Source organism: Arthrobacter sp. zg-Y1171, from assembly GCF_025244845.1.
Taxonomy (GTDB): domain Bacteria; phylum Actinomycetota; class Actinomycetes; order Actinomycetales; family Micrococcaceae; genus Arthrobacter_B.
The window spans coordinates 638,423-657,534 of the sequence record NZ_CP104264.1 but is presented as its reverse complement, the minus strand read 5'-3'; the positions used below and the strand labels follow the sequence as shown (position 1 = coordinate 657,534).

Annotated in this window: 16 protein-coding genes; 4 read left to right on the top strand and 12 right to left on the bottom strand. The window is 66.4% G+C overall.

What is annotated here, in order from left to right:
• Positions 1 to 119: 119 nt before the first annotated feature.
• The 6 genes from N2L00_RS03150 to N2L00_RS03125 all read right to left on the bottom strand — a co-directional run bounded on the left by N2L00_RS03150 (position 120) and on the right by N2L00_RS03125 (position 6,204).
• Positions 120 to 1,289: a GDSL-type esterase/lipase family protein gene (locus N2L00_RS03150; RefSeq protein ID WP_255863824.1), complete on the bottom strand. Its 1,170-nt coding sequence runs from the start codon at positions 1,287 to 1,289 to the stop codon at positions 120 to 122.
• A gap of 122 nt (positions 1,290 to 1,411) precedes the next feature.
• Complete coding sequence (locus tag N2L00_RS03145) at positions 1,412 to 2,428, bottom strand: ABC transporter substrate-binding protein (protein WP_255863823.1); 1,017 nt, start codon at positions 2,426 to 2,428, stop codon at positions 1,412 to 1,414.
• The gene (locus tag N2L00_RS03140; RefSeq protein ID WP_255863822.1) at positions 2,425 to 3,291 is read right to left on the bottom strand and encodes an ABC transporter permease; all 867 of its coding nucleotides are present in this window, start codon (positions 3,289 to 3,291) and stop codon (positions 2,425 to 2,427) included. Before N2L00_RS03140 ends, N2L00_RS03145 begins: the two co-directional genes overlap by 4 nt.
• Positions 3,291 to 4,085 (bottom strand): ABC transporter ATP-binding protein, encoded by a 795-nt coding sequence (locus N2L00_RS03135; protein ID WP_227923191.1) that lies wholly within the window; start codon positions 4,083 to 4,085, stop codon positions 3,291 to 3,293. Before N2L00_RS03135 ends, N2L00_RS03140 begins: the two co-directional genes overlap by 1 nt.
• A gap of 14 nt (positions 4,086 to 4,099) precedes the next feature.
• Positions 4,100 to 4,948 (bottom strand): NAD(P)-dependent oxidoreductase, encoded by an 849-nt coding sequence (locus tag N2L00_RS03130; protein WP_255863821.1) that lies wholly within the window; start codon positions 4,946 to 4,948, stop codon positions 4,100 to 4,102.
• Positions 4,945 to 6,204 carry an FAD-dependent oxidoreductase gene (locus N2L00_RS03125; protein WP_255863820.1) on the bottom strand — a complete coding sequence of 420 codons (1,260 nt, stop codon included), beginning with the start codon at positions 6,202 to 6,204 and terminating at the stop codon, positions 4,945 to 4,947. Before N2L00_RS03125 ends, N2L00_RS03130 begins: the two co-directional genes overlap by 4 nt.
• Positions 6,205 to 6,353: 149 nt before the next feature.
• Here N2L00_RS03125 and N2L00_RS03120 point away from each other — a divergent pair, with 149 nt between their 5' ends.
• Entirely contained in the window at positions 6,354 to 7,265 is a 912-nt protein-coding gene (locus tag N2L00_RS03120; protein ID WP_255863819.1) for a LysR family transcriptional regulator, read from the top strand.
• On the opposite strand, the gene N2L00_RS03115 is transcribed toward N2L00_RS03120, so the two are convergent.
• The 3 genes from N2L00_RS03115 to N2L00_RS03105 form a co-directional block, all read right to left on the bottom strand.
• A complete protein-coding gene (locus tag N2L00_RS03115; protein ID WP_255863871.1) occupies positions 7,262 to 8,446 on the bottom strand; it encodes an ROK family transcriptional regulator in 1,185 nt (394 codons plus the stop codon). The genes N2L00_RS03120 and N2L00_RS03115 overlap by 4 nt on opposite strands.
• A 79-nt stretch (positions 8,447 to 8,525) precedes the next feature.
• Positions 8,526 to 9,581, bottom strand: coding sequence for an ABC transporter permease (locus tag N2L00_RS03110; protein ID WP_374676624.1), 1,056 nt, complete (start codon positions 9,579 to 9,581; stop codon positions 8,526 to 8,528).
• Positions 9,578 to 11,053, bottom strand: a complete 1,476-nt coding sequence (locus N2L00_RS03105; RefSeq protein ID WP_255863869.1) for a sugar ABC transporter ATP-binding protein — start codon at positions 11,051 to 11,053, stop codon at positions 9,578 to 9,580. The genes N2L00_RS03110 and N2L00_RS03105 overlap by 4 nt, the downstream gene beginning before the upstream one ends.
• 230 nt (positions 11,054 to 11,283) lie before the next feature.
• Here N2L00_RS03105 and N2L00_RS03100 point away from each other — a divergent pair, with 230 nt between their 5' ends.
• The 3 genes from N2L00_RS03100 (at position 11,284) to N2L00_RS03090 (ending at position 14,647) form a co-directional block, all read left to right on the top strand.
• A complete protein-coding gene (locus N2L00_RS03100; protein ID WP_255766764.1) occupies positions 11,284 to 12,324 on the top strand; it encodes a substrate-binding domain-containing protein in 1,041 nt (346 codons plus the stop codon).
• A gap of 68 nt (positions 12,325 to 12,392) precedes the next feature.
• Entirely contained in the window at positions 12,393 to 13,592 is a 1,200-nt protein-coding gene (locus N2L00_RS03095) for a Gfo/Idh/MocA family protein (protein ID WP_255863818.1), read from the top strand.
• Positions 13,593 to 13,645: 53 nt separating this feature from the next.
• Positions 13,646 to 14,647, top strand: coding sequence for a sugar phosphate isomerase/epimerase (locus N2L00_RS03090; RefSeq protein WP_255863817.1), 1,002 nt, complete (start codon positions 13,646 to 13,648; stop codon positions 14,645 to 14,647).
• A gap of 79 nt (positions 14,648 to 14,726) precedes the next feature.
• Here N2L00_RS03090 and mmsB read toward each other — a convergent pair whose 3' ends face one another.
• From mmsB to chvE, 3 genes are all read right to left on the bottom strand, one after another.
• Positions 14,727 to 15,929, bottom strand: coding sequence for a multiple monosaccharide ABC transporter permease (mmsB, locus tag N2L00_RS03085; RefSeq protein WP_370647042.1), 1,203 nt, complete (start codon positions 15,927 to 15,929; stop codon positions 14,727 to 14,729).
• On the bottom strand, positions 15,926 to 17,473 hold the full coding sequence (gene mmsA / locus N2L00_RS03080) for a multiple monosaccharide ABC transporter ATP-binding protein (protein WP_255863816.1): 1,548 nt from the start codon (positions 17,471 to 17,473) through the stop codon (positions 15,926 to 15,928). Before mmsA ends, mmsB begins: the two co-directional genes overlap by 4 nt.
• A 103-nt stretch (positions 17,474 to 17,576) precedes the next feature.
• Entirely contained in the window at positions 17,577 to 18,692 is a 1,116-nt protein-coding gene (chvE, locus tag N2L00_RS03075) for a multiple monosaccharide ABC transporter substrate-binding protein (protein ID WP_255863815.1), read from the bottom strand.
• Between the last annotated feature and the right edge of the window lie 420 nt (positions 18,693 to 19,112).

Here is a 19,112-nt window from a genome sequence, read left to right as displayed (position 1 = left end):
TGCAGAAGACGTGCCACAACCCCTAAGCAACAGCTGCCGAACGCAGCTGCAGTTTTCGCGCCGGGTGAGGGTGAGGCGCTCACATAGCAGCCCGGGATGTAAGTAAGCGCCTTATCCGTCTAGGCCGGCACCCCAACTCCTGCCGCCTTCCCAAACGGCCCCTCCGCCGCAAACGCATACTCCGCGAACCGCTCCCCGATCAGCCGGTGCGTAGCCGTGTCCGGATGCAGCGCGTCGGGCAACGGGTGCGCCTCAGCATCCTCTGCCCCGTAAAGAGTCAGGCCGTCCAGGAAGTGCAGGTTCGGATCCTCCGCCCGGCGTGCCACCAACGACGACAACGCCTCGCGGATCACCCGCAGCGTCAGCTGCCCGGCAGCCACCCCCTCCGGCGAACCGGTAGCGATAAACCGAACCTGGTCCGTACCGAACGACGCCGGGTCGAAAGCACCGGGGCCCGGAGTGTCCTCATGGATACCGCAGAAGATAGGCGAAATAAGCACCAGCGGCGTCTCCGGATGCCCCTCGCGGATCGTGTCTAGGAAGCCGTGCACCGCAGGCACAAAGGCGCGCAGCCGCATGGAATCCATGTTCACCACGTTGATACCCAGCTTCACGCTGATCAGATCCGCAGGCGTGTCCCGCAGAACCTGCGCCGTGAACGGGTCCACCAGAGCGCTCCCGCCAAGGCCAAGGTTCTGCAGTTCAACCCCGCCCAACTGGGCCGCAACCACAGGCCAGATAGAGGACGGCGTGGCGGCATTCGAACCGTGGCTGATGGAGCTTCCGTGGTGCAGCCAAACGGGTTTGCCCGAGGAATACGGCGCCACCGGAGCGTCCGAGCGCATCTCGACCAGCTCAACCGCCTCATTGTGCGGCAGCCAAACCTCCACCACCTTGGAGCCCGCAGGCAGACGGAACACGCTGGTGTGCGACGGCCCCTCAAACGGAGTCGCAGCCCCGGTCGACATATCCACCTCGACGTAGTCGCCGCCGGTGAGCTCGTCGCTCTCGAGCAACTTCCCGTCCACGATCAGATCCACAGAACCCCGCGGCCGGTCCGCACCCCGGTAGACCACCCGGGACGGGTGCACCACAACCGCCAGGACCTCCGCCGTCGTCGACATTGCCAGCCGGACACCGGACGGCTGGCTTTCCGCCATCATCAGCTGCGGATCGGGGAACCGGGTACGCACCGAGGCCGGCAGCCGGTGCGGCCGCAGACCGCGGGGAGTCGTTTCCAGTTCTGCCGCACCAATAACGAGCGAAGGCGTAATGGGGGTGGTGATCATGAAGCGCGCTTCTCTCGGTTGTCCGGCTCAAAGGTTAGGCACCCTCAGTTTACGCGGCAGCCACGCACGACAGCGGCACCCCGGTTTCCCGGGATGCCGCTGCGAATGCCAAACGGATGTAGTTACGACGTCTTCTCGGAGAAGGATGAATCGATATAGGTGTCCTGCTTGATGGCTTCCTCGTACTCAATGGCACCGGATTCCATCCAGACAGCTTCCATGCCCTCCAGCTGCTCGGGCAGCGGCTCCAGATTCGGCATCCAGGTGTAGAGCGGAACGGATTTCAGTTCCTCGACCGTCTGTCCCGTCGCGTCGGCAATGATCTTCAGGTTCTCGTCCGAGTAGCGGTCCTCGCCCTGCAGGTCCTTTGCAGCACGGGCTACAGCATCGAAGAACTTCTGTGCGTTCTCGGTGTCGGCGAACTGGCCGCCGTACAGCATGCCGGTGCCGGAAGTTCCGGCCGGCGGGACAGCCATGGAAACGCCGGTGCCGTCGTCGATGGCCAGCGTGGAGAATGGAGCCGAGATCAAGCCGGCGTCCAGGCTGCCGTTGGCCAGCGCCGTCGGCATGTCCGGGTTGCCGAGGTTCACAATCTCGACGTCATTGATGGTCAGGCCTTCTTCTTCGAGAGCCAGGCTGAGCAGGAAGGCACCCGTGCCGCCCGCACCGCCGGCAGCACCGATCTTCTTGCCCTTCAGGTCAGCGATGCTGGTGATATCACCGGAATCAACTTTGGCCTTGGAGACCACCAGGTCAGTCGGGCTCTTCTCGGTGTCGCCGTCGCTGACGCCCATGGACGCCACAACCTTGATGTCCAGGCCGGTTGCAATGGCACTGAACATGCCGGCGGAGAAGCCGGCGGCAACGACGTCGAGCTTTCCGCTGGACGCCAGCGGCACCGCGTCCTGGCCGGACTTCACGGTTTCGAGCTGGACGTCCAGGCCCGCTTCGTCGAAGTAGCCCTTCGCTTCAGCAACGTAAATCGGCGCGAAAATCGGCAGCTGGACAATTCCGACCTTCACCGTTGCGGTTTCCGTTGTCCCCTCTTCGGAGGAAGAGGAGCCCGAGTCCGCGCCGCAGGCGGAGAGGGCAAGTCCGGCCAGCACCGTTGCTGCCAGGACCTTGAGGTGTTTTTTCATTTTTGATCTTTCTTCTTTGATCCGGATGAGTATTTCCAGGGCAGGGCAGCCCGTTCAAGAAGGATGATGAGCGCCGTCACCGCTGCGCCCACCAGGGACACCACAATGAGGCCGACGTACATTTTGCTGGGCTGGAACAGCTGCCAGGAGTTCCAGATGAGATAGCCCAGTCCGTTGTTGGAGGCGACAAACTCGACGGCGGTGATCACGATAACGGACATTCCCGCGGCCACGCGCAGGCCCGTCATGATCGCCGGAGTTGCGCCGGGAAGCAGTACGTAGCGGAAAAGCTTCAGTCCGCTGGCCTTGTAGGCCCGGGCCGCTTCCAGCACCCGGCTGTCGATCTGGACAATGCCGGCCAGGGTGTTGATCTGCATTACGAAGAACACGGAAATGGCAACGGAAAGCACCTTGGGTGTCTCCGTCAGCCCGAAGATCAGCAGCAGCAGCGGAACAATGGCGATTTTCGGCAGGGCATATAGGGCAGTGAAGGTCGGCCCCAACGCGGCGCGCACCGGCCGCCAGACTCCCATCAGCAGGCCGGCCAGGATGCCGGTGAGGGCGCCCAGCACGAAGCCCAGCAGCAGTCGGCCCATGGTGGCCGAGGTGTGCTGCCACAGCTCGCCGCTCAGGGTCATCTTCCATGCCTGCTCGGCGATGAGGCTCGGCGGGGTGAAGAGCCGGGCGTCCAGGGCACCGTTCCGGGCGGCCACCTCCCAGAGAGCCAGGAGCAGCACCGGGGTCAGGGTGGACAGCAGGATGTCGCGGTAGCGCAGCCGGATAACCTGCCGATACTCACGGCGGATGGCACCGTCGAGCTCGGAGGAGTCCGTGGTCTTGGGGGCAGTTGCGGTGTTAGTCATTAGGAGAACCTCAAAGATGCTTGTACCTCGTCGCGGAGGGAATCCCAGATGTCCTGCTTCATGGAGCCGAATTCGCTGGTGCCCTCGATTTCCATGCTGCGGGGACGTCCGAAGGGCACGTCGATGATCTCCTTGACGCGGCCCGGGCGGGCGGACATCATCACGATCTGGTCGCCGAGCAGGAGTGCCTCGTCGATGGAGTGCGTCACCAGGACAACGGTCTTGCGTTCCAGTTCCCACAGCCGGACCAGTTGTTCCTGCATCAGCATGCGGGTCTGCGCGTCCAGGGCTCCGAGCGGCTCGTCCATGAGCAGTGCCGGGGACCCGGTGGCAAAGGCCCGGGCAATGGCGATGCGCTGCCGCATCCCGCCCGAGAGCTGGTGCGGATAGCTTTCCTCGAAACCGGTGAGGCCGGCTTCCGCAATCCAGTGCCGGGCGTGTTCGAGGCGTTCCCGCTTGCCGACACCGGCCATGTGCTCGCCGAAGGCCACGTTCTGCAGGACGTTGAACCACGGGAATACCCCGTGTTCCTGGAAGACAAAGGCCGACGCCGGCACCTTCTCCGCGGAAACGTTCCGGGTGACCGTGCCGGTGGTAGCCGTTTCCAGTTCCCCCAGGATCCGGAGCAGGGTGGACTTCCCGCAGCCGGACGGGCCGACGATGCAGGTGAAGGAGCCCTCTTTCAGCTTGAGGTTGATGTCATCAAGGGCGTGCACGTTCTGCGATCCGGTGAAGACCTTATGGACCGAGTCGACCTCGAACGCGTAGCGGACCTCGGGTGGAGCTTGTGTCATTTCGAAATTCCTCATCAGGTGGAGGGATGCATGCTGGGCTGGCGGGGAGGACGCGGCGAGCAGAAGACGCCGCCGATGAACTGACGGTCCCACTCGGACTCTGCGGCCGAAGCCGGTGCCCCCGGACCGGTCAGGTCTCCGGCGTAACGTTCTGCATCATCCTTGGGAACGTAGCCGAGGGCGGCCCCGGCGTCCGGCGAGAGATAGCTTCGCGTGTTGGCTGAAACCCCCCAGACAATCCGGAATCCTTTCACTGAATCCGTCAGGGCTGCCGTAAAGAGGCGGGCGGCGTCGTCGGGCGAGAGCCAGGTGCTCAACATCCGAACGTCCCGCGGCCGGTCGAACCGCGACGCGATGCGCAGGCAGACTACGTCCATGCCGAAGCGATCGGAGTAGTAGCTGCCCAACGCTTCCACCGCCGCCTTCGAGACGCCGTACAGAGTGTTCGGCCGCACCGGGGTGTTGTCCGGAATGAAGTCCCCGGCCGGAGGTACCGGGGTGAACCCGGCGGCATGGATGGAGCTGGCAAGGATCACCCGCGGCACCCCGGCCATGTGGGCGGCTTCCAGGACGGAATGGGTGCCGTCGATATTCGCGGCCAGGATCCGGTCCCAGTCATCTTCCAACGGAATCCCCGCCAGGTGGATGACGGCACCGCATCCGCGGAACGCCTTCACGAGCGTCCCGGTGTCGGCCACCTCGGTGAGCACCCAGTCCTGTCCGAAGGATTCGGCCGGCGGTGTCCGGTCCACGCAGACCATGGAGTAGCCAGCATCGGCCAGCCGGGGAATGATGTCCCGGGCAAGGCTGCCGGCGGCACCGGTGACGGCGATCCGTTTGGGGTCCGGATGGTTGATACTCACAGCAGGGCCCCCTGGTCTTGAAGCAGTCCGCGCAGCTTGGAAACGTCCACACTGCCGGTGGAACTATGGAGTGATGCGGCCAGGCCGGCCGCATGCCCGGTGGCGAACGAGGTGCCCATCACCCGCAGCGAGGCAAACGAGCGGCTGTCACTGCTGGTGAGCCGGCCTGCGCCCCAGAGGTTGGTGATATTGGCACTGGTCACGGCCCCGTAAGGGATGTCGTACCACTTGCGGTCCTTGATGCCGCTGTAGGTGGTGGCGCCGGGGGTCGCATGGTCCTCCATCGGCCAGCCGCACCGGGCAATTCCGTCGGCCGGACGACGCCGGGCGGTCAGGACGTCGTCGGCGGTTACGCTTTCGCGGCCCTGCATCCGGCGGGCTTCCCGGATGCCGATCTGCGGACCGGTGGAGGCCAGGTACGCGCCGGACCAGCCGCGCATGCCTGCCTTCAGCGCCTCGAGGTAATGCCGGGCCTTGACGCGGCCGTCCTGTTCGGCGCGGGAGATTTCGTGCACGTCCAGGACGTCCACGTATTCGTCCGCGAGCAGGAGCATCAGCTCGCGTGAACGGGGCATCCGTACGCAGGTGCCGTTGCTCCGGGTGAGGATTTCCCCGGTGGTTTTGCCGTAGGCGGCGAAGGCGTCATCCATGGCCGCGGTGGACAGGTCCGCGTCTTCGCCGACGCCGCCGACCCGCATCACCAGGGTGCTGGCCTGGCGGCGTTCGGTCGGCGAAAGCTGGAACTCGGCGCCGGCGGCCTGCAGCAGCGCGCCGTCCCCGCTGCAGTCCACGAACGCGGTGCCGGAAAGACGCAGGTTGCCGCCGCGGTGCACCACCTGCACGGCGCTGATTCCGCCGGCGTCGGTATCCGCGGCTACGAGGGTGCTGTGGAACAGGACGTCGACGCCGGCCGAGCGGACCAGCTGGTCCAGCACCGACTTAGTGGTTTCCAGATCGAGGACCACGATGGTGTTTCCCGTGGCGGGCGAGGTCTCGAAGTGCAGGAGTTCCTGGCGTTCCAGCTCGTCCAGGAAGTCCTGCCCAACGCCGCGCACCACCTGTTCCCTGGTCTGGTCAAAGAAGCCGCAGTAGGCCAGGACCGAGCTGTTGGTTGCGGCTCCCCCGAGGAATCCGTATTGCTCAATAAGGCAGACGCTGGCTCCGGCACGGGCAGCGCTGACAGCTGCTGCCACCCCGGCAGCGCCGCCACCCACAACGACGACGTCGTAGGTTGCGGTGGTGGAAAGGGAAATCATCAAAATCCTTAGATTGCAGGTGAATCACGGAGTGAGCTGAGTCACACCAAGCACATAAGAACCATGGTCCACTTGTATGCATAAATCAAATGCCTAAAAGTGCCTGTCGGTATGCCTTTTAGGTATCTCAGGTCGCAGGGGGCACGAACATGGAAATCCGGCAGTTGAAGTACTTCGTCCGCACGGCGGAGACCGGCAGCATCAGCGGCGCCGCCGTTGAACTGCATATGACGCAGCCGGCGCTGAGCCGGCAACTCGCCGAGCTCGAGAAGGAACTCGGGGGTGCCCTGCTGCAGCGGAACCCGCGCGGCGTGACGCTGACTACCCTGGGACACGTCATCAAAACCCACGCGGACACCATCCTGGCTCAGGTGGACCGCACCCCGGAGCTGGTCCGGTTGGCCGCGGGCAGCCGCTCATTGATCCGGCTCGGCGCGCCTCCGGGATTGCCGCATGACTGGTTCCGCGCTGCCGTCCAGACGGTGGAGTCCGCAGGGTTGGCGGTGCGCTTTTCGCTCTATGAGGCCAGCAGCGATGAGCAAAGCCGCTTGCTGCGGGCCGGCCAGATCGACCTGGCCCTCCTGCACACGGAACCCGCGGAAGGCATCAACGGGCAGCACCTGCTCACCCAGCCGCTGGGGGCAGCCGTCCGGCCGACGTCGCCGCTCAGCACCCGGGATGTCCTGGGCCTCTTTGATTTGGACGGCCTCACGGTCATGGCACACGCTGCCGGGGAAATCCGCATCCAGGAGGTCAAGCTGCGCAGCGCCGCCGAGGCCGCAGGCGTGCGTACGCACTGGGTCTTCCGGCGGTTCAGCCACCACAGCCTGCTGATTGCTGACCTGGCCGACGCCGATGCGGCGCTCACCACCGAGGCGTCCGCAGGGCTCAACTTTCCCGGGTGGAAGTGGGTGCCGCTGACGGCACGGGATGCGGCCGGGCATTTACTGCAGGTCGAGACGTGGGCGGCATGGAACGCTGCGGCGTCGCCGGAGGTCCGGAAGGTCGCCGACCTGTTCCGGTCGACGCCGGTGCAGGTCTTGGACGGGCCGGAAAGCTAAACCCCCACCCGCCCCGCAAGCATCCGCTCCACACTCTCCGCAGACAGCGCATGCTGGATGGCAAGCTGGGACGCACCGAGCATCCCGGCGTCGAGCCCGGACGCGGACTGCACAATCCGCAGGTGCTGGGTGGCCAGCGGCATGGTGCGCGAATAGACCACTTCGCGCACCCCGGCAATGAAGTGCTCGCCGGTCAGCGCCATCGAGCCGCCGAACACGATCACCTCGGGGTTCAACATGCTCAGGCAGGCGGAGAGCACCTCGCCCACCTCGCGGCCGGCCTGCCGCACCGCATGCACCGCCTCGTGGTTGCCGGAATGGACCAGGGCGACGACGTCGCGCCCGTCCTCAGCAGCCAGTCCCAGGGACTGCAACCGGGAAGCCACCGCCGGCCCGGAAGCCAGCGCCTCCAGGCAGCCGCGGTTCCCGCACCGGCAGAGCAGGTCCTCCCCGGACGGCACGCGGATGTGGCCGATGTCCCCGGCGACCCCGTCGGCGCCGCGCAGCAGGGCGCCGTTGCAGATGATCCCGGCGCCGATGCCGGTGGCGACCTTCACGAAGACGAGGTTCTCGACGTCGGGCCACGCGGCCTCGCGCTCCCCCATCGACATCACGTTGACGTCGTTATCCACCAGCACCGGGACGTGGAAGGACTCCTGCAGGTAGCCGGGGACGTCGAAGCCGTGCCAGCCAGGCATGATGGGCGGATTGATCGGCCGGCCGGAGCGGTGTTCCACAGGTCCGGGCAGCCCGACGCCGACGGCAAGCAGCTCTGCACTGGACCGGCCGGTCTCGGCCAGCAGCGCATTCCCAAGCTCCACCACGGTGTCCAGCACGGCACCCGGACCGTCACTGACCAACAGGTCGCGGGAGGCGTCGGCCAAGGCCGTGCCGGCCAGGTCCGTGAGGCCCACGCGCAGGTGGCTGGCGCCGACGTCGACCCCCAGGACCACACGCGCCCCGGTCTGCAGTGCGAACCGGGAGGACGGCCGCCCGCCGGTAGAGACCGCGTCTTCAATGGGTGCCACGAGCCCGAGGTCCATCAGCAGCTCCAGCCGCAGCGCAATGGTGGAGCGGGCCACCCCCACCAGATCGGCCAGCTCGCTGCGGGTGCGGGGCTGTCCGTCCCGCAGGAGCTGGAAAAGTTCGCTGGCCCCGGGAGCGGTGGGGTTATTCCTTATATCGACCACTGGGCAATTGAAGCATAGTGATCGACGCTACGGCGTCGGCCCGGCGACGCGAACGGTCCAACAGACACCCTCATAACGCCCCCTTCCTTCGGCCGGTCCCCCGCACGGCGAACCGCTGCTGCAGCAGCACGGCCACCACAATGATCGCTCCGCGGGCCACGGCCTGCACCGAGGTGTCCAGGTTGTTCTGTGTGAAGACGTTGATGAGTGTGCTGAACAGCAGCACGCCCAGCACGGTGCCCACAATGGTGCCGCGCCCGCCGATCAGCAGGGTTCCGCCGACGACGACGGCGGCAATCACTTCCAGCTCATACAGCAGCCCGTGGGTGGAGGTGCCGGCGGTGGTGCGGCCCATCATCATGATCCCCGCGATGCCGGCGGTGAGGCCGGAAAGGACGTACAGCAGGACAATGTGCCGCTTCACCTTGATGCCCGCCAGCCGTGCGGCCTCCAGGTTCCCGCCGATCGCCACGGTCCGGCGCCCGAAGGTGGTGCGGTTGAGCAGGAACCAGCCCGCGACGGCCACCAGCAGGAAGATCCAGATCAGCAGCGGGATGCCCAGGAAGTTCGAGCGCATCACGGAGAGGAAATCCCGGTTGATGACAATCTGCGTGCTGCGGCCGGAGATCAGTTCCGCCACGCCGCGCGCGGCCACCAGCATCGCGAGGGTGGCAATAAACGCCACCACGTTCCCGTACGCGATGATCACCCCGTTGATCAGCCCCGTCCCCACGCCGACCGCGAGCGCCACCACCACCATCAGCAGCCAGCTGCTGTTCGTGGCGGCCAGCTGCACCGAGGTGAGGGTGGCCAGCACCGTGGTCAGGCCCATCACCGAACCGACCGAGAGGTCGATGCCGCCGGCGGTAATCACAAAGGTTGCCCCGATGGCGATCACCCCGAAGATCGACGCGTACCGCAGGATCGTCAGCATGTTGTCCAGGTTCAGGAAGCGCTCGCCGCTGGTGACCGCCCCGACAATGAACAGCAGCGCCAGGGCAATGATCAGGCCGATGTTGCGGCCCGCGGAGCCGCCCAGGAACTTTCCCAGCGGATTGCTGCGAGGCTCCGCAGCCGTGCCGCCGCTGGGAGGCGGCTGCAGCGCCGCCGTCGTTGATTCGCTCACTGCGCACTTCCTTTCAGCACCAGGTCAAGCACGGCGTGCTCGTCCATTTCGTCTGCGTTGCCGGTGGCGAGGACGCGTCCGGCGTCGAGCACCAGGATCCGGTCCGCCAGGCCGATCACTTCCTCGATCTCGCTGGACACCACCACAATCGCCACGCCTTGGGCCGCGAGGCTGCGGATCAGGGCGTAAATCTCGGTCTTGGCGCCGACGTCGACGCCGCGGGTCGGCTCGTCCAGCAGCAGCACCCGGGTGCCGTGGATCAGCCACCGGGCCAGCAGCACCTTCTGCTGATTGCCGCCGGAGAGGGTGCGGGCGGCCCGGTCCGGGTCGGGCGGACTCAGCTGCAGGGCGTCGGCCTGCTCGCGTGCCGCCTTCTTCTCAGCGCGTTCGTTCAGCCAGCCATGCCGGGCGAACCGGGCAAAGGTGGACAGGGTGACATTGCGGTAGATGGGCTCCTCGAGCAGCAGCCCCTGGCTCTTGCGTTCCTCCGGGGACAGGCCGAGCCCGGCGTTCACCGCCACCCGCACCGACCCGGGCCGCAGCGTCCTGCCCTCCACAGTGACGGTGCCCGACGTCGCGCGCCGGGCACCGTAAACGGTCTCCAGAATCTCCGAACGGCCGGATCCCACCAGCCCGGCCAGGCCGAAGATTTCCCCGGCCCGGACCGTGAAGCTCACGTCGTGAAACGAACCCGCCAGCCCGAGTCCCTCCACCTGCAGCGCCACCGGGGCGTCCGACGACGGCGGCCTCCGCGGCGGGAACACGTTGGCGACGTCCCGGCCGGTCATCAGCCGGACCAGGTCGGCGCGGGACGTCTCGGCCACCGGGAGGGAGGATGCGGTGCTGTAGCCGTCCTTGATCACCGAGATCCGGTTGCCGATCTGCCGGATTTCCTCCAGCCGGTGCGAGATATAGACAACAGCGATGCCCTGGCCGGTGAGTTCCCGGATCACCCGGAACAGGTTCGCCACCTCGCCGGAGTCCAGGATGGCGCTGGGCTCGTCCATGATGATCAACCGGGCGTTGCGGGACAGGGCCCGGGCCAGGCTGACAATCTGCTTCCCGGCGGCGGACAGGCTGCCCACTTCCGCGGACGGTGACAGGTCCTCGTGTCCCAGCCGCGCCAGCAGCTCCCGGGTCCGACGGCGCGCGTCCCGCACGCGGAGCACTCCCCCGCGGGCGTCTTCGTGGCCCAGGAAGATGTTCTCGGTGACGCTCAGTCCGTCCACCACATCTAGTTCCTGGTACATGGTGGCAATGCCCAGTGCCAGGGCGTCGGCCGGCCGGGCCAGTTCCACCGGTTCCCCGTTCCAGCGGATCTCCCCGCCGTCCGGTACGTACACCCCGGACAGGGCCTTGATCAGGGTGGATTTCCCGGCGCCGTTCTGGCCCAGGACGCAGTGCACTTCACCGGGCAGGACGTCCAGATCGACGCCGCGCAGCGCCCGGACGCCGGCGAAACTCTTGCTCAGGCTGCGCACCTCAAGCAGCGGCTGCTGTACCGGCTGAGGAGGGGCGGCAGATGCTCCCGATGCTGTCATGGCACGGAGCTTACACACTTATGTCGATCATCAGTAGTATGTTGGCGCTTTATCGTCGGACTTCTGTTACTGTGACGCATGTCACGACGATGTGCAGTGCGCTGGCTGGTTCCGATGGGGTGCGGACTCGCCTCAGCGCCCCACTTACAGAGGAGAGAACCATGCACGCACCACGCATGCGCGGGAAGATCATCACCGCTGCGGCCTTCTTCGCCGCCGGCGGGCTTGCCCTCACCGGCTGCACTGCAGGCGAGGACACCAATGCCGAACCGACCAACAACTCCGTGGAAGGCAACCAGTCCGAGGGCGAGACCGTGGTCATCGGGTTCTCCGGACCGGCCGCGGACCACGGCTGGCTGGGCGCCATCAACTCCGCCGCCACCGCCGAAGCCGAGAAATACCCGGACATCGACCTGCGGGTGGCCGAAGGAACCAATGACGCGAACCTGCAGATCAGCCAGGTGGAGCAGTTCATCAATGACCAGGTGGACGCCATTGTCCTGCTGCCCACCGACGGCGCTGCCCTCACCGACGTCGCCATCCGCGCCATGGAGGCGGGCATCCCCGTGATCAACGTGGACCGTGAGTTCTCCAGTCCCTTCGCCGCCCGTGCCACCGTCCTCGGCGACAACTACGGCATGGGCGTCAGCGCCGGTACCTTCATCTGCGAGCAGGTGGGCGACCAGCCCGACGCCGTGGTGGCCGAAATTGCCGGCATCGACGCCCTGCCGCTCACCCAGGACCGCAGCGAAGGCTTCAAGGACGCCCTCGCCGGCTGCGGGCTCGAGGTCAACAACCGGGTGTCCGCGGACTTCACCGTCCAGGGCGGCGAGGCCGCAACGTCCCAGCTGCTCTCGGCCGCACCGGAAATCGACGCGCTGTGGAACCACGACGACGATCAGGGCATCGGCGTCCTGGCCGCCATCGACGCCGCCGGGCGGGACGAGTTCATCATGGTGGGCGGCGCCGGCTCCGCGAACGCCATGCGGGAAATCCAGTCCGGGGACAGCGTCCTGCAGGCGACCATCATCTATCCGCATACCCAGGCCGCGGACGGCATCCGGCTCGCCCGGCTGCTGGCGCAGGACAAGGCCATGAGCGACCTGGTCGAGATCGAGGTGCCCAACCGCGTGGTCCTCAACGCCCCGGTGGTCACCAGCGAAAACGTCGAGGAATACCTGCCTACCGCCTTCGAGTCCTGACCGGGCGGTCCGAACGCGGGCCGGGCGGCCGGGCACCCGCGCAATCAGCACAGCACTAAGGAGAAAACATGCAGGACAAGAAGCCGCTGAGGGCGGCACTGGTGGGCCACGGCTTTATGGGGGCGGCCCACTCGCAGGCCTGGCGGGTGGCGCCCCGGTTCTTCGACCTGCCCCTGCAGCCGCGGATGGACCTGCTGGTCGGCCGGGACGCGGACCGGACCTCCGCCGCCGCCCGCAAATGGGGCTGGGCCGAGTCCGCCACCGACTGGCGGGAGGCGGTCACCCGGGAGGACATCGACGTCGTGGACATCGTGACGCCCGGTGCCTCCCATGCCGAGATCGCCATCGCAGCGCTCGACGCCGGCAAGCACGTGCTCTGCGAAAAGCCGCTGGCCAACACGGTGGAAGAGGCGCAGGCGATGGCCGACGCCGCCGCCCGCGCCGAGGCCCGGGGCGTCAAAGCGATGGTGGGCTTCACCTATCGGCGGCTGCCCGCCACCACCCACGCCCGGAACCTCGTGGCCGCCGGTGCGATCGGTACGGTCCGGCAGGTGCGGGCCGTGTACCTGCAGGACTGGCTGGTGGACGAGGACTCCCCGCTGACCTGGCGGCTGCAGCAGGACGAAGCGGGATCCGGTGCCCTCGGGGACCTGGGCGCGCACGCCATTGACCTGGCCCAGTACATCACCGGGGTGCCGCTGGCCGAGGTCAGCGGCACCCTTGCCACCCTGGTCCCCACCCGCCCGGTGCCCGAAGCGGACCAGCGGGGCACGGGCCTGGGCGGAGGCGGCGCTGGTTCGGGCAACGACGCCGGCCCCCGCGGTCCGGTGACGGTCGACGACGTCGCGCTGTTCCTCGGCCGCTTCGAGGACGGTGTGCTCGGGTCCTTTGAAGCCAGCCGGATGGCCACCGGCCGCAAGAACGCGTTCCGGCTGGAAGTCTCCGGCAGCAAAGGTGCCATCAGCTTCGATCTGGAGGACCTGAACTTCCTGGGCTTCATGGATTACACGGTTCCGCCGGACCGGCAGGGGTTCACCCGCATCATGGTGACCGAACCGGACCACCCGTACGTCTCCGCGTGGTGGCCGGCCGGCCATTCGCTCGGCTATGAACACGGCTTCGTGCACCAGGCGAAGGACTTCGTGGAGGCCATCGCCGCCGGAACCGCGCCCGCGCCGTCGTTCGCCGACGGCCTGCAGGTCCAGGAAGTCCTCGACGCCGTGTCCCGCAGCGCCGCTAAATCCAGCGTCTGGCTGCCCGTGCGCTGACCGTCCCGTCCCGACTCACCATCCCCCCGTCCACGCAGGCAAAGGAGCCCGTCATGTCCCGACCAGTCACTCTGTTTACCGGCCAGTGGGCCGACCTGCCCCTTGAAGAAGTGGCCCGGCTTGCCTCCGGCTGGGGGTACGACGGGCTGGAAATCGCCTGCTGGGGCGACCATCTGGACCCCTGGCGGTGGGATGACGAGGAGTACGTGCAAAGCCGCCGCGACATCCTGGAGAAGTACCACCTGAAGGTGTTCGCCATTTCCAACCACCTCAAGGGGCAGGCGGTCTGCGACGATCCGATTGATCAGCGGCACCGGGACATGGTGTCCGACGCGGTCTGGGGCGACGGCAATCCGGAGGGCGTCCGGCGCCGAGCCGCCGAGGAAATGAAGCACACCGCACGGCTCGCCGCGGCCCTCGGGGTGGACACCGTGATCGGCTTTACCGGTTCATCCATCTGGAAATACGTAGCCATGTTCCCGCCGGTCTCGGCGGAAGCGATCGACGCCGGGTACCAGGACTTTGCCGACCGGTGGAATCCGATCCTGGACGTGTTCGACGAGGTGGGCGTGCGCTTTGCCCATGAGGTCCATCCCAGCGAAATTGCCTACGACTACTGGACGACGCGGCGCGCGATGGAGGCCATCGGGCACCGGCCCGCGTTCGGCCTGAACTGGGACCCGAGCCACTTTGTCTGGCAGGACCTGGACCCGGTGGCGTTCCTCTGGGACTTCCAGGACCGGATCTACCATGTGGACTGCAAGGACACGAAGAAGCGGATGACCAACGGCCGCAACGGCCGGCTCGGCTCGCACCTGCCCTGGGCCGATCCGCGGCGCGGCTGGGACTTCGTGTCCACCGGCCACGGCGACGTGCCGTGGGAAGACGCCTTCCGGATGCTCAACAGCATCGGCTACGCCGGCCCGATCTCGGTGGAATGGGAGGATGCCGGAATGGACCGGCTCGTCGGAGCACCGGAGGCACTGGCCTTCGTCCGCTCGCTGGCGATGGATCCGCCCGCTGCGGCGTTCGACGCTGCGTTTTCATCGCGGTAGGCCCGGAAACGACGACGGCGGCCTCCTCCTTCGGGAGGTGGCCGCCGTCGTCGTTAGTTGCCGTGAAGCGAGCGGAACCCTACCGGGCGTTGCGCTTCCGGCTGAGTCCGAACACGACGGCTGCCAGCAGCACCAGCCCCTTGATGATCTGCTGCCATGCCGCATCGACGGACAGGATGGACAGGCCCTGGTTCAGCACGCCCATCACCAGGCCGCCGATCACGGCGCCCACCACGGTGCCCACGCCGCCCTGTACCGAGGCGCCGCCGATGAACACGGCGGCAATGGCGTCCAGCTCAAACCCGCCGCCGGCCGAAGCCACGGCTCCGCCGGCCCGGGCGGTGCTGACCACGGCGGCAAGTCCAGCCAGGAAGCCCATGTTCACGAACACCAGGAAGTTCACCCACTGGGTCTTCACGCCGGACATCATGGCGGCGTTCAGGTTTCCACCCATCGCGTAGATGTGCCGGCCGAACACTGTGCGGCCCAGCAGGAACGAGTAGGCCAGCACCAACCCGGCCAGGATGATCAGGATGATCGGCAGTCCGCGGCTGTAGGCCAGCAGGTAGCAGAGGTACATGATGGCGAACACGGCTACGGCGTTCTTGAACACGAACGAGCCCGTCCGTTCCCGCGGCAGGTCGAGCCGGCGCAGGTCCGCGCGGCCCTTCAGCTGCTGCACCACCAGGGCAATCGATGCCAGCGCGCCGATGCCCAGGGTCAGCAGGTCCGGAGTGCCGGTGGAGGGCAGGGCGCCGGAGCCGATGGCGTTGAACGGCCGCGGCAGGCCGCTGACCGTGCCGCCGGTCAGCAGGACCAGGGCCACGCCGCGGAAGACGAGCATGCCGGCGAGGGTAACGATGAAGGCGGGGATCCCCACAAACGCCACCCAGAAGCCCTGCCAGGCTCCGATCAGCGCACCGGCCACCAGTGAAAGCACTACGGCCGCCCACCAGGGCATCCCCCAGTCGTTCATGGCCAGGGCGGCAATGGCGCCCACCGCGGCCACCACGGAGCCGACGGACAGGTCAATGTGTCCGGCAATGATCACCATGACCATGCCGATGGCCAGGATCAGCACATACGCGTTTTGCTGGATGAGGTTGCTGACGTTGCCCGGATAGAGCAGCCGGCCGCCGGTGAGCACCTGGAACAGCAGGATGATCACAACAAGTGCGGCCAGGATGCCGTATTGGCGCAGGTCTATCCGGCGGCGCGTCTTCGCAGCTGCGGCTTGCGGCGGCAGCGGTGCCTTCGCCTGTTCTGGGGTCGTGGTGGTCACTGGACTTGTACTCCTTGGGTCCTGGCAGCGGTCATGTGGCGCATCAGTTCTTCCTGGGTGGCGTCGGCGCGGTCCACTTCCGCGGTGAGCCGGCCCTCGGCGATGGTGTAGATGCGGTCGCAGAGCCCGATCAGTTCGGGCAGTTCGCTGGAGATGACGATTACGGCTTTGCCCTGGGCCGCCATCTCGTTGATGATTCCGTAAATTTCGTACTTGGCGCCGACGTCGATCCCGCGGGTGGGTTCGTCAAGGATCAGCACGTCCGGGCCGGAGTAGATCCACTTGCTGAGGACTACTTTCTGCTGGTTTCCGCCCGAGAGGTTGCCGACGGTGGACGTGACGCTGGGCGTGCGGATGTTCATCCGCTGCCGGTACTCGTCCGCCACGGCGTATTCCCGGTGCCGGTCAATCACGCCCAGCCGGGCCAGCTTCCCCAGTGCGGCGGCGGAGACGTTGACGGCCACGTTGCCGATCAGGTTCAAGCCGTAGCGCTTGCGGTCCTCGCTGACGTAGGCAAGGCCGTTGCGGATTGCCTCACCCACGGTACGGGTGCCGATTTCGACGCCGTCCTTGAAGACCCGCCCGGAAATCCCGGTGCCGTAGGAGCGGCCGAAGATGCTCATGGCCAACTCCGTGCGGCCGGCACCCATCAGGCCGGCGAACCCGATAATCTCCCCGGCCCGGACGTTGAAGGACGCGTCCTTCACCACCACGCGGTCCGGATCCACCGGGTGGTGCACCGTCCAGCCTTCCACCCGGAACTTCTCCTCGCCGATGTCCGTTTCGCGGGGCGGGAACTGGTGGTCCAGCGGGCGTCCGACCATGGCACGGATGATCCGGGTTTCAATCTCGTCGGTGTCCTCCACCGGGAAATCTTCGATGGTGCGCCCGTCGCGGATCACCGTGACGGTATCGGCGATCGAGCGGATTTCCTTGAGCTTGTGGGAAATGATGATCGAGGTGATCCCCTGGCCGCGCAGCTGGTCGATCAGGCCCAGCAGGTGGGCGGAGTCGTCGTCGTTCAGCGCTGCGGTGGGCTCATCGAGGATCAGGATCTTCACCTCTTTGGACAGTGCCTTGGCAATCTCCACCAACTGCTGTTTACCCACACCGAGTTCAAGGATCTTCGTGGCCGGATTTTCATCCAGGCCCACGCGTTTCAGCAGTGCCGCGGCCTGCAGGTTGGTCTGGTTCCAGTCGATCACCCCGCCGCGGGCCACCTCGTTGCCGAGGAAAATGTTCTCGGCAATGGACAGGAACGGGCTCAGGGCCAGCTCCTGGTGGATGATCACGATGCCGTCGCGCTCGCTGTCGTTGATCGAGCTGTAGTTGACGGGCTTGCCGTCGAGGGTGATGGTCCCGGCAAAGCTGTTGTGTGGATAGACCCCGCTGAGCACCTTCATCAGGGTGGATTTGCCGGCGCCGTTTTCGCCGCAGATCGCGTGCACTTCGCCGCGTTCAACACTGACCGAGACCTCGTCGAGGGCCCGGATGCCGTTGAACTCCTTCACTATGCCGTCCATGGACAGGATGACGTCAGTCATGTGGTTCTCGCTTCAGTAGCTTCAATACAGGCGGCAGCGGCGTGCGGCGGTTTTCCGCCGTCGCACGCCGCTGCTTTCGCCCGTCGAAAGTAACGCCCGGGGATCAGAGACCGACGTCGCCGGCTTCCATGAACCCGGAGTCCACCAGGGCGGACTGGACGGTCTCCTTAGTGACCACCTGCGGATCGAGGATGTAGGTGGGGACCACCTTGACCTCGTTGTTGTAGGTCTCGGTGTCGTTGACCTCCACGTCCTCGCCGTCAACGAGGGCCATGATCATGCTCTCCACCTGGGTGCCGAGCTCGCGGGTGTCCTTCCAAACGGTCATGGACTGCTGGTCTGCCAGCATGGCCTTGACGTTTGCGACGTCGGCGTCCTGGCCGGTGATGAGCGGCCAGTCCGAGCCCGGCTCATATCCGGCGGAATTCAGCGAGGCCTCGATGCCCAGCGCCAGGCTGTCATTCGGGGAGAGTACGACGTCGACTTTCTCGCCTCCGGTGTAGAAGGACTGAAGCCGGTTGTCCATTTCCGCCTGTGCATCGGCGGACTGCCAGCCGAGGATGCCGATGGACGTCCACTCGTCATTGCTCGCCGGGGACTTGCCGGAGGGAACCACCAGCTGGCCGCTTTCCACGTAGGGAAGCAGGACGTCCCATGCGCCGGAAAAGAAGAACGTGGCGTTGTTGTCGTCGGGGCTGCCGGCGAAGGGCTCGAGGTTGAACGGGCCCTTGCCCTCGGCCAGGCCGAGCTGCTCTTCGATGAACTCGCCCTGGAGCTGGCCCACCTTGTAGTTGTCGAACGTGGCGTAGTAGTCCACGGCGTCGGTGCCGTTGATCAGGCGGTCATAGGCGATGACCTGTACGTCCTGGTCCTTCGCGTCCTCGAGCGCCGGGCCGAGAGTTTCGCCGTCGATGGCCGCGACCACAAGGATCTTGGCGCCGCCGGCGACCTGGTTCTGGATCTGGCTGATCTGCTGGTCGGTCTTGTCATCCGCGTACTGGAGGTCAACGGTGCAGTCCTGGGCTTCAAGTTTTTCCTTGAGCCCCTCGCCGTCATTGATCCAGCGTTCGAGGCTGCGCGTGGGCATGGAGATCCCGACGTTGCAGGAGCTGGCTTCCCCGTCACCGTCTGTATTGGAGCCCGCGGGCGCACAGGCCGACATGCCTGCCGCCAGGCCAACGGCCAGGAAGACGGCCGAGACATTTTTGATTCTGGTCATGCTGCAAAACCTTCGAAAAGGATCCTGCCGGTGCGGAGCCGTTCCGCCCGCTGTCGGCGGAACGGCCACGGGTCCGCTGCAGGCTGGATCGAGCGGATACAACGCTGTAGCGCCCTGTCGACGCATGGCATCAACAATTTGTAGGCGAAGACAACATATCCCGAAGTGGCATCCATCACAATAGAAACTCGAAAAGTTACCGCATCGAATTCCGCGGGATCGGGAACCCGGCTCCGACCGAAATGTTCCCCGCAGGCAGCACCCCGGCCATCCCGTATTGACGCCCGTGCCCCGCGCCCATACCGTCCCCAATACACTCGCGCCGCCGCACCGTCACTGGGTGCGGCCCACCGCGGGCGCCGCCGGCCGGTCGAAGGTGGCCGGCCGGCGGCGTCCGCACCGCCGCACGCCTGGGCGCTC